Source organism: Amycolatopsis sp. SID8362 (assembly GCF_010550475.1).
GTDB classification, from domain to species: domain Bacteria; phylum Actinomycetota; class Actinomycetes; order Mycobacteriales; family Pseudonocardiaceae; genus Amycolatopsis; species Amycolatopsis eburnea.
The window spans coordinates 1-10892 of record NZ_JAAGNB010001660.1; the positions used below are offsets into that span (position 1 = coordinate 1).

The following is a 10892-nucleotide window of genomic DNA, read 5'->3' on the forward strand; positions in this document are numbered from 1 at the left end:
TGATCAGCACCCTGCCCGCGCGCTACGACCACGCCCGGATCAGCTTCGGCTACGGCCAGACCCTGCGCCGCCTCGGCCGCCGCGCCCGCGCCGACGTCGCGCTCACCGCCGCCCGCGACGGCTTCGCGGCGATGGGCGCGACGACGTACGTGGACCGCTGCGACCGCGAGCTGAAAGCCGGCGGCGTCCACCTCGCCCGTTCGGACTCGACGCTGACCCCGCAGGAGGAAGCCGTCACCCGGCTCGTCGCCCGGGGGCTGTCGAACAAGGAGGTGGCGGCGGAACTGTTCCTGTCGAGCAAAACCGTCCAGTACCACCTCACCCGCGTCTACGCGAAGCTCGGCGTCCGCTCGCGGACCGAGCTCGCCGCCCACTACGGCGCCGAGGACTGACCGGGCCGGTCAGCTCAGCTTGTTCTTGGCCGACTTCGCCTTGCCCTTCACCTTCCCGACGGCGTCCATCGACGGCGAATACGTGCCGTACAGCGCGGGATCGGGCTTCGGCGCGGTGCCCGGCCCGCCCAGCGGCTTCGGGTCGGTCAGGTACTCGATCCCGGCCTTGGTGCTCCAGCCGCCCTTCGGGCCGTCCGGTCCGTCGGACAGGCCCCAGATGGTGTTGTTGTGGGTCTGGTCTTCCTCGTCCAGCAACGCGTTCGGGACGATTTCGGCCTCGAGGCCGTCGGCCTCCAGTTCCTCGATCGCCGCGAGCCACTGCTTCTGGTGCACGGTGTCGCGGGCGAGGTTGAACTGCAGCATCGCCTTCACGCCGGGGTCGTCGGTCATGTTGTACAACCGCGCGGTCTGCAGCCGCCCCTGCGCTTCGGCGGCGGCGTTGGCCCGGAAGTCGGCCAGGAGGTTGCCGGACGCGATGATGTACTTGCCGTTCCACGGCGTGCCGTTGCTGTCCGCCGGCAGGGCGCCGCCGCCGGCGACGATGGCCTGCTGGACGTCCATGCCGCCGATCATCGCGGCCATCACCGGGTCCTTCACCGCCTCGGCGGTCGCCGTCGCGGGTGCGCCTTCCAGCAGCCGGGCGACCATGGTGGCGAGCATTTCGACGTGCCCGATCTCCTCGGTCGCGGTGTCCATGATCAGGTCCTTGTACTTGCCTTCGACGCGGCAGTTCCAGCCCTGGAACAGGTACTGCATCGTGACGGTCATCTCGCCGAAGGCGCCGCCGATCAGTTCCTGGAGCTTGTGGGCGTAGACGGGGTCGGGCTTCTCGGGCTTGGCTTCGAACTGCAGCAACTTCGTGTGACGAAACACGGGGACTCCTCCGTCTGCCTGGTGGATCCCGGCCGGAACCCGGCGGGACCGTCGGGGCTTTCCCCGCCGTCCGCCGGATAACCCTCAGCTCGCCAGCACCTGCGGCGAAAGGATCTTCAGCATCGCGTTCGTCCACTTCAGCTGCCGCAACGTCCGCGGATGACAACGCCCGGCGAGCCCGAGCAGGTCCGGGTCCTTGACCGCCTGGGCGCCCTGGGCCAGCAGCTCCCAGTCCAGCGACACCCCGGCCGCCTTGCGGTGCAGCCGCCGCAGGTCCGCGAGCAGCACCAGCCCCGGCTCGGGACGGCGGCCGGTCAGCTCGGCCACCGTGGCGCGGATCGCCTCCAGCGGCCCGGACGGCGGGGTGACTTCCGCGGACAGCTCGACGTCGTAGCCGCGGGCCGCTTCGGCGAGGTCGCGGACGTGCTCGCGCGACCAGCGCGCCAGGTCGTGGGCGACGTGGTGGATCTCGTGCTCGGCGGCGTGCCGGTCGGCGACCTTGACCAGGTCCCTGGCCAGCGCCGTCTCCGAGCGGTGCAGTTCGCGGATCGCCAGCCCGAGTTTCACCGCGCACCTCCGGAAGCCGCGGGCCGGATGGCGGCCGCGGCGGTCTTGAACAGCGGCTGCTTGGACACCGGGTCCCAGTCGGTCATCGTCAGCTCGTTCGCGGCGCGGTCGGCCTGAGCACCGGTGGGGTCGTCGGTGTCGAAGTAGCCGTAGTGGAACGGGAGGAACAGCACGCCTTCCCGGATCCCGCCGACGCGCACGCGGGCGAACACCCGCCCGCGCGGGGTGGTGATCTCCGCCAACGCGCCGTCGTGGAGGTCGAGCCGCTTGGCGTCCACATCGGACACTTCGACCCAGGACTCCGGGGCCGCGGCCTGCAGCTGCGGCGCGCGAGCCGTCTTGGTCCGGGTGTGGAAGTGGTGGATCGTGCGGCCGGTGATCAGCGCGAACGGGTGGTCCTCCCCCGGCTTTTCGTGCGGTGGCACGTATTCGGCGGCCTTGAGCATCGCCTTGCCGTCCGGGTTAATCGCCCGGTACTCGTCCGGCTCCACCGGCGCGCCCGTGATCAGGTCGCGGCCGTAGCTTTCGCAGTAGCCGGGCTGGGCGAAGAACTTCCCGTCGGCGTAAAGCCGCTCCGCGCCGTCGGGGTTCTCCTCGTTGCACGGCCATTGGACGCCGCTGGTCTCGCGGAGCTTCGCGTAGCTCAGGCCGGTGTAGTCGCACGGCCGTCCCGCCGTCGCGCGCTTCCACGCTTCGAACGCCGACTCGGCGTCGTGCCAGGACGGCAGCGGCGCGCCGTCCTTGTCCCGGAAGTCCATCCGGCGCGCGTAGTCGAGCAGGATGTCCAGGTCCGGCCGCGCCTGCCCGGGTGGTTCGACGGCCTTCTCCGACAGGTGGACGGTCCGGTCGGCGTTGGTGAACGTGCCGGTCTTCTCGCCCCAGATCGCGGCCGGCAGCACGACGTCGGCGAGTTCGGCGGTCTCCGTGCGGAAGGCGTCCTGGACGACGAGGAAAAGCCGGTCCTGGCTCAGGATCGACCGGATCCGCCGCAGCTCCGGCAGGGAAACCGCCGGGTTGGTCGCCGAAACCCACAAGAACCGCAGCGTGCCGTTTTCGGCGTAACGCAGCAGCTGCATCAGGTGCGTCGGCGGGCCGTAGTGCGGGATGGTCATCGGCTCGACGTTCCACAGCTCGGCCAGCTCGGCGACGTGCGCGTCGTTGGCCCAGTTGCGGAACCCGGTCAGGTCGCCGTCGGCACCGCACTCGCGGGTGTTCTCCGCGGTCGGCTGGCCGTTCATCTGCAGGACGCCCGCGCCGGGCTTGCCCAGCATTCCCCGCAGCAGGACCAGGTTGTTGACCTGCACCGACGCCGCACTCGCCTGGTGCGACTGGTAAAACCCCTGCAGGACGGTGCACAGCAGCCGCTCGGCCGAGCCCAGCAGTTCGGCGGCGGCGGTGATTTCGCCGGCTTCGAGCCCGCAGATCTCCGCGACCCGGTCCGGCGGGTAGTCCGCGACCATCTTCTCCAGGTCGTCGTAGCCGACGGTGCACCGGCGGACGTACTCGTGGTCGACCCGGTCGTGCGCGATGATCTCGTGCAGGAGACCGTTCATCAGCGCCAGGTTGGTGCCGGGCAGCGGGGCGAGGTGCAGCGTCGCCTCGCGGGCGACCGGGGTCTCACGGGGGTCGACGCACAGGATGGCGGGCGGGTTCGGCCCGGCGAGCCGGTCGAGCACGCGCGACCACAGCACCGACTGCGTTTCCGCGACGTTGTGCCCGAAGAGCGCGATGACGTCGGCGTGGTCGACGTCGGTGTAGGACGCGGGCTGGCCGTCGCAGCCGAAGGACTCCTTGAGCGCCGCGGCCGCGGTGGCCGTGCAGAGCCGGGTGTTGCCGTCGAGGTGGTTCGTGCCGAGACCGGCGCGGGCGATCGCGGCGAGGGTGTAGTACTCCTCGGCGAACAGCTGACCGCTGGTGTAGAAGCCGATCGCGCTGGGTCCCTGCTCGTCGAGCAGCTCCTTGCTGCGCCCGGCGACCAGCGCCATGGCCTCGTCCCAGGTCGCCTCGACCAGCTCGCCGTCGCGGCGGACCAGCGGGGTCGTCAGCCGGTCGGGCGAGGAGTTGGCCTGCCAGCCGAAGAGGTCTTTGGGGTCCACCCGCCCGCGGTTGACGCGGTCGTCGGCACGGCCCCGCACGCCGACGATCGCGCCGTCCTTGACCGCGAGGTCGAGACCATCGCCGTTGGAGTGCAGCACGGCGGCGGTGCGGACCCAGCGGTCGACGTCCTCCGGCGCCAGCCCGCCGGCGAGGTGGCTGTCCACCCGCACCGGCCACGCTTCACCGGGGCCGTAGGGCGTCCGGGCACCCCACGGCTGGTCGACGCCGTTCCGTTCGGCCACGATCGCTCCTCTCCCGCCCACCATTCGGCTGACGCGCGGGTACCCGTGCGGGCGATCGGCAAACGCCTCGTTTGCCCGGCGCAAGTGTCAGGCGTCCGGGGTGGCGACGCGGGCGAAGTCGGCGAACGCGGTGAGCACCGAAGCCCGGACGTCGTCATCGAGCCGGTCCAGCACCCCGGCCAGCACGCGTGTGCGGTTCTCGTCGACCTGCCCGACCAGCTGCCGCCCCTTCGCCGTCGGCGCCAAAAGCGTCTCGCGCCGGTTGAGCGGGTTCGGTGCCCGCAGGAGCAGCTCGAGGCTGGTCAGGCGGTCACACGCCCGGGTGACGGTCGAGGGGTTCATCGCCAGCTCCCTGGCGACGCGGCTCATCGTCACCGGGGTCCGCTCGCTGACCACCCGCAAGGCGCGGAACTGCGTCAACGTCAGCTGCCCGGTGGCGTGCTCGACGGTCGAATCCGCGATCGCCACCATCGCCCGCAGGACCGCCAGCGCGGGTGCCACGCCGTGATCCGCGGAACGATTTTGCGTCACGCAAGCATGCTAGGCGCCGGGAGCGGGTACAGCGAATTCGGAGTACGGCTTGCGCGGACGGGGTATCCGCCAAGGCACTCGACACCCGGCTAAGGAGTTCCCATGGCCCAGACAGTCGGCGACCACCTGCTCCAGCGCTTGCGCGAATGGGGTGTGGAGCAGGTGTTCGCCTATCCCGGCGACGGGATCAACGGCCTCGTCGCCTCCTTCGGCAAAGCGGACAACCAGCCGCGATTCGTCCAAGCCCGGCACGAGGAGATGGCCGCCTTCGCGGCGGTCGGCTACGCGAAGTTCAGCGGGAACGTCGGCGTCTGCATGGCCACGTCCGGTCCCGGCGCCATCCACCTGCTGAACGGGCTCTACGACGCCAAGCTCGACCACGTCCCGGTCGTCGCGATCGTCGGCCAGACGGCCCGCAGCGCGATGGGTGGCAGCTACCAGCAGGAAATCGACCTGCAGGCGCTCTACAAGGACGTGGCGAGCGAATACCTCGTCGAGGTGAACGTCGCGGAGCAGCTGCCCAACGCCCTCGACCGGGCGATCCGCACGGCGCAGTCCTCCCGCTGCCCGACCGCGCTGATCATCCCCGCCGACCTGCAGGAAGAGCCGTACGAAGCGCCGAAACACGCCTTCAAGCAGGTGCCGTCCAGCCCGCCGAGCACGTCGTGGCCGGCGCCGGTGCCCGCCGAGCGCGACCTCGAGGCGGCCGCCGAAGTCCTCAACGCCGGCGAGAAGGTCGCCATCCTCGTCGGGCAAGGCGCCCGTGGCGCGGCCGAAGAAGTCCGCCAGGTCGCCGAGGTCACCGGGGCGGGCGTGGCGAAAGCCCTGCTGGGCAAGGACGTCCTGTCCGACGAGCTGCCGTACGTGACCGGCGCGATCGGGCTGCTCGGCACCCGGCCGAGCTACGAGCTGATGCGTGACTGCGACACGCTGCTGATCGTCGGCTCGAACTTCCCGTACAGCCAGTTCCTCCCGGACTTCGGCCAGGCCCGCGCGGTGCAGATCGACCTGGACGGCCGGTTCATCGGGATGCGCTACCCGACCGAGGTCAACCTCGTCGGCGACAGCGCGGCCACCCTCCGGGCCATCCTGCCCCGGCTGACGAGCAAACCGGACCGCTCGTGGCGCGAGACGATCGAGAAGAACGTCTCGTCCTGGTGGGACACCATCGACAAGGAAGCCGACGTCGACGCCGACCCGGTGAACCCGATGCTCGTCGTGTCGGAGCTGTCGAAGCGGATCCCGGAGAACGCGATCGTCACCGCGGACTCCGGCTCCTCCACCAATTGGTACGCCCGCAACCTGCGCATCCGCGGCGAAATCCGCGGCTCGCTGTCGGGCACCCTCGCCACGATGGGCCCGGGCGTGCCGTACGCCATCGGCGCGAAGTTCGCCCACCCGGACCGGCCGGTGATCGCCCTCGTCGGCGACGGCGCCATGCAGATGAACGGCCTCGCCGAGCTGATCACCATCGCCCGCTACCAGAGCCTGTGGACCGACCCGACGTGCGTGATCTGCGTCTTCCACAACAACGACCTCAACCAGGTCACCTGGGAGCTGCGCGCGATGGGCGGCGCGCCGAAGTTCGAGGAGTCCCAGAGCCTGCCGGACGTCGACTACGCCGGTTTCGCGCTCTCGCTCGGGCTGACGGCCGTCACCGTGGACAAGCCGGACCAGCTCGCCGCGGCGTGGGACACCGCGCTGTCCGCGGGCAAGCCGGCGGTGCTGGACGTCCGCTGCGACCCCGAGGTGCCGCCGATCCCGCCGCACGCGACGTTCGAGCAGGTGAAGTCCGCCGCGCAAGCGGTGCTCAAGGGTGACCCCGACGCGTTCCACCTCGTCGCGCAGGGGGTCAAGACGAAGCTGCAGGAGTTCCTGCCGGGCAAGAGGAACTGATGCCCGCCGTCGACCGGGTCGGCGCCCGCGCGTACCGGGTGCCGACCCCGGGTCCCGAGGGGGACGGGACCCTGGCGTGGGACTCGACCACGATCGTCGTGGTGCACGTCGACGCGGGCGGCGTCACCGGGCTGGGCTGGACCTACGCCGACGCCGCCTGCGTGCCGCTGATCGAGGACACGCTCGGCCCGGTCGTGCGCGGCCGCCCGGTGCTCGACGTCCCCGCGTGCTGGACGGCGATGCAGCGCGCCATCCGCAACCTCGGCCGCGCCGGTTTGGTTTCGTGTGCGCTGTCCGCCGTCGACATCGCGTTGTGGGACGCCGCCGCGCGCTTGCTCGAACTGCCGGTCAGCCGGCTGCTCGGGCGGGTCCACGACGAGGTCGCCGTGTACGGCAGCGGCGGCTTCACCACCCTCAGCGACGGCGAACTGATCGCGCAGCTGGACCACTGGGTGCGCCGGCAGCGCCTCCCCCGCGTGAAGATCAAGATCGGCGAGTCCTGGGGCACGCGCGTGTCCCGTGACCTGGACCGGGTCACGATCACCCGGGACAAGGTCGGCGACGACGTCGAGATCTTCGTGGACGCCAACGGCGCCTACTCGCCCGGCCAGGCCCGCCGGGTCGCCGAACGGCTGCTGGAATGGGGTGTCACCTGGTTCGAGGAGCCGGTTTCGAGCGACGACCTCCCCGGGCTGGCGGCCGTCCGCTTCCCCGGTGGCCCGGACGTCGCGGCCGGCGAGTACGGCTACGACCTGCCCTACTTCGCGCGCATGGTGCCGGTCGTGGACTGCTTGCAGGTCGACGTCACCCGCTGCGGCGGGTACACCGACTGGGCCCGGGCGGCTGCCGTCGCCGCGGCGGCCAACCGCGACGTCTCCGCGCACTGCGCGCCGAACCTGTCCGCGCACGCCGCCGTGGCGACGCCGAACTTCCGGCACATCGAATGGTTCGCCGACCACGACCGGATCGAACGAGCCCTCTTCGACGGCTGCCTCGACCCGGCGGGCGGCACCGTCACGCCGTCGATGTCCGTTCCCGGGCACGGCCTGACCTTCCGGCCCGAAGCCGCCGCCGAATACGCACTCTGAAGGAGGACCAGCGATGGCAGACCTCGACGCCGGCGCGCTCGCCGGGGCGCTGCGGGAAGCGGTGGCCGGCGAAGTCCGCTTCGACCGCGGCACCCGGGCCGCGTACTCGACCGACGCGTCGAACTTCCGCCAGGTCCCCATCGGCGTCGTGCTCCCCCGCACCCCGGAAGACGCCGTCGCCGCGATCGCCGTCGCGCGGGAGTTCGGCGCGCCGGTCCTGTCCCGCGGCGGCGGCACCAGCCTCGCCGGCCAGTGCACCAACACCGCCGTGGTGCTCGACTTCTCCAAGTACTGCACCGAACTGGAGTCCGTCGACGCGGCCGCCCGCACCTGCGTGGTCCAGCCCGGGATCGTCCTCGACGTGCTGAACCGGAAGCTGGCCGACACGAAACTGCGGTTCGGGCCGGAACCGGCCACGCACATGAACTGCACGCTCGGCGGCATGATCGGCAACAACTCCTGCGGCGCCACCGCCCAGCGGACCGGCAAGGTCGTCGACAACGTCAAACGCCTCGAAGTCCTCACCTACGACGGCACCCGCTTCTGGTGCGGCGAAACCAGCGACGAGGAGTACGCCGAAATCGAACGGCACGGCGACAAGCGGGCGGCCATCTACCGGCAGCTGCGCCGGCTGCGCGACGAGTACGCCGGCGAGATCCGCCGCCGGTTCCCGGACATCCCGCGCCGGGTGTCGGGCTACAACCTCGATTCCCTGCTGCCCGAACACGATTTCGACGTCGCCGGCCTGCTGGTCGGGTCGGAGTCCACTTTGGTCACCGTGCTGCGGGCCGAGCTGGAACTGGTGCCCGTGCTGCCCGAGCGGACGCTCGTCGTGCTCGGCTACCCCGACATCGCGACGGCCGCCGAGGCCGTGCCGTCGATCCTGCCGCACGAGCCGGTCGCGCTGGAAGGCGTCGACCACAAGCTGATCCGCGACCAGCAGATCAAGGAGATGAACCCGCGAGCCCTCGGCGAGCTCCCCGAAGGCCGCGCGTTCCTGATGGTGCAGTTCGCCGGGCGGAGCACCGAAGAGGTCGACGACCAGGCCCGGCGGATGCTCGCGGCGCTGCACGACACGGAGCACGAAGCCGACGTCGAGTTCCTGGACGACCCCGAGCGCGAAAACGAGCTGTGGCAGGTCCGCGAAGCCGGGCTCGGCGCGACCGCGCACGTCCCGGGCAAGGCCGACACCTTCGAAGGCTGGGAGGACTCCGCCGTCGCGCCCGACCGGCTCGGCGAGTACCTGCGGAAGCTGACGGCACTGTACGAGGAGTTCGGCTACGCGAGCGAGACCGGGCCGAGCCTGTACGGGCACTTCGGCCAGGGCTGCGTGCACACCCGGATCCCGTTCGACCTCTACAGCGCCGACGGCGTCGCCACCTACCGCCGGTTCATGGAACGCGCGGCCGACCTCGTCGCGTCGTTCGGTGGTTCCTTCTCGGGCGAGCACGGCGACGGGCAGTCGCGGGGCGAGCTGCTGCCGAAGATGTTCGGCGACGACGTCGTCACCGCGTTCGGCAGGCTCAAGGCCGTCTTCGACCCGGGCAACCGGATGAACCCCGGCAAGGTCGTCGCCCCGGCCCGGCTCGACGAGCACCTGCGCCTCGGCGGCGGCTGGGCGCCCGCGGACCCGCAGGACCTGCGCTTCCGGTTCCCCGACGACGGCGGTTCGTTCGCGCAGGCCGCCAACCGCTGCGTCGGCGTCGGCCGCTGCCGCCAGCACACCACGAACGGCGGCGAGGTGATGTGCCCGTCGTACCAGGTGACCGGCGAGGAGGAACACTCCACGCGGGGGCGGGCGCGGCTGCTGTTCGAGATGCTCGACGGGCACGGCGACAGCCCGGTCGACAACGGCTGGCGCTCCACCGAGGTCCGCGACGCGCTCGACCTCTGCCTGTCCTGCAAGGGGTGCAAGACCGACTGTCCGGCCAATGTGGACATGGCGACGTACAAGGCGGAGTTCCTGTCCCACCACTACGAAGGCCGCCCGTGGCGACGGCCGCGCTCGGACTTCACGATGGGCTGGCTGCCTGCCTTCGCCCGGCTCGCCGGCAAGCTCCGCGCCGGAAAACTGGTCAACGCCCTCACGCACACCCCAGGCCTGGCCCGGCTGGCCACGCTGGCCGCGGGCGTCGAGAACCGCGAAATCCCATTGTTCGCCGGGGAAACCCTGCAGCAGTGGTTCGCCCGCCGCCCGCCCCGCGGCACCGGCGCCCGCGGCACGGTGCTGCTGTGGCCGGACACGTTCACCGGTTCCTTCCACCCCCACGTCGGGCAGGCCGCGGTGCGGGTCATGGAAGACGCCGGCTGGCGGGTCGCGATGCCGTCCGCGGCCCTCTGCTGCGGGCTCACGTGGATCTCCACCGGACAGCTCGGTACCGCCAAGCGCGTCCTCACCCGCACCGTCCGGGCGCTGGCCCCGCACCTGCGCGAAGGCGGGCTCGTCGTGGGCCTGGAACCCAGCTGCACGGCGGTGTTCCGCTCGGACGCGTTCGAGCTGTTCCCCGGCGACCAGGACGTCCGGCGGCTGCGCGCGCAGACGGTCACCTTCGCCGAGCTGCTCACCGAGCACTCCCCCGGCTACCGCCCGCCGCGGCTCGACGTCAAGGCGATCGCCCAGGTGCACTGCCACCAGCACGCGGTGCTCGGCTGGGACGCCGACGAGCAGCTGCTGAGGGCGGCCGGTGTCGACGCCGAGCACCTGGATTCCGGCTGTTGCGGCCTGGCCGGGAACTTCGGGTTCGAGAAGGGGCACCTGGGCGTTTCCGAGGCGTGCGCCGAGCGGGTCCTGCTCCCCCGCGTCCGCGCGGCCGAGCCGGGCACGGCGGTGCTCGCCGACGGGTTCAGCTGCCGCACCCAGCTGCACCAGCTGGACAGCGGCGGCCGGGAAGGCGTGCACCTGGCCGAACTCCTCGACTTCGCGCTCGGCAAGGGAGGCCCGCGATGACCAGCGCGGTCGCCAAAGCGCGGCTCGTGTGGGGCCTCGGCGTATTGGCCATGTCACGCCGGCTGCCGATACCCCGGAAAGTGGCCGTGGTGCTCGCCGCACGCCATCTCCTCCAGGCGGCCGCCACCCTGCGCCGCCCCGACGGTGTCGTCGCCCGCTGGGGCTGGACCGCCGACGTCGCACACGGCGTGAGCATGCTCGGCCTCGCCGCCGTTTCGCCCCGGTGGCGGGCGGCGGCGACGGCGAACGCGGTCGTCGC

8 protein-coding genes and 1 pseudogene are annotated in these 10892 nt (G+C 71.5%); 5 read left to right on the plus strand and 4 right to left on the minus strand.

Annotated features, from left to right (window positions below; translation table 11 throughout):
• The coding region (locus tag G3I65_RS50965) for a helix-turn-helix transcriptional regulator (protein WP_160703124.1) at positions 1-392 on the plus strand (392 nt) is incomplete at its 5' end.
• Between the two features lie 9 nt (positions 393-401).
• On the opposite strand, the gene G3I65_RS50970 is transcribed toward G3I65_RS50965, so the two are convergent.
• From G3I65_RS50970 to G3I65_RS50985, 4 genes are all read right to left on the minus strand, one after another.
• Positions 402-1265, minus strand: a complete 864-nt coding sequence (locus G3I65_RS50970; protein ID WP_160703126.1) for a manganese catalase family protein — start codon at positions 1263-1265, stop codon at positions 402-404.
• Between the two features lie 84 nt (positions 1266-1349).
• On the minus strand, positions 1350-1832 hold the full coding sequence (locus G3I65_RS50975) for a hypothetical protein (RefSeq protein WP_160703128.1): 483 nt from the start codon (positions 1830-1832) through the stop codon (positions 1350-1352).
• Positions 1829-4195: a molybdopterin-dependent oxidoreductase gene (locus G3I65_RS50980; protein WP_160703130.1), complete on the minus strand. Its 2367-nt coding sequence runs from the start codon at positions 4193-4195 to the stop codon at positions 1829-1831. The genes G3I65_RS50975 and G3I65_RS50980 overlap by 4 nt, the downstream gene beginning before the upstream one ends.
• 63 nt (positions 4196-4258) lie before the next feature.
• Complete coding sequence (locus G3I65_RS50985) at positions 4259-4672, minus strand: MarR family transcriptional regulator (RefSeq protein ID WP_309236076.1); 414 nt, start codon at positions 4670-4672, stop codon at positions 4259-4261.
• Positions 4673-4804: 132 nt separating this feature from the next.
• Here G3I65_RS50985 and G3I65_RS50990 point away from each other — a divergent pair, with 132 nt between their 5' ends.
• From G3I65_RS50990 to G3I65_RS51005, 4 genes and pseudogenes are all read left to right on the plus strand, one after another.
• Positions 4805-6598 (plus strand): thiamine pyrophosphate-requiring protein, encoded by a 1794-nt coding sequence (locus tag G3I65_RS50990; protein WP_160703132.1) that lies wholly within the window; start codon positions 4805-4807, stop codon positions 6596-6598.
• Positions 6598-7686 carry an enolase C-terminal domain-like protein gene (locus tag G3I65_RS50995; RefSeq protein ID WP_160703134.1) on the plus strand — a complete coding sequence of 363 codons (1089 nt, stop codon included), beginning with the start codon at positions 6598-6600 and terminating at the stop codon, positions 7684-7686. Before G3I65_RS50990 ends, G3I65_RS50995 begins: the two co-directional genes overlap by 1 nt.
• Before the next feature lie 13 nt (positions 7687-7699).
• On the plus strand, positions 7700-10633 hold the full coding sequence (locus tag G3I65_RS51000; protein WP_160703136.1) for an FAD-binding and (Fe-S)-binding domain-containing protein: 2934 nt from the start codon (positions 7700-7702) through the stop codon (positions 10631-10633).
• A pseudogene (locus tag G3I65_RS51005) lies at positions 10630-10892 on the plus strand (short-chain dehydrogenase); the annotation flags it as partial. The gene G3I65_RS51000 and the pseudogene G3I65_RS51005, both read left to right, overlap by 4 nt.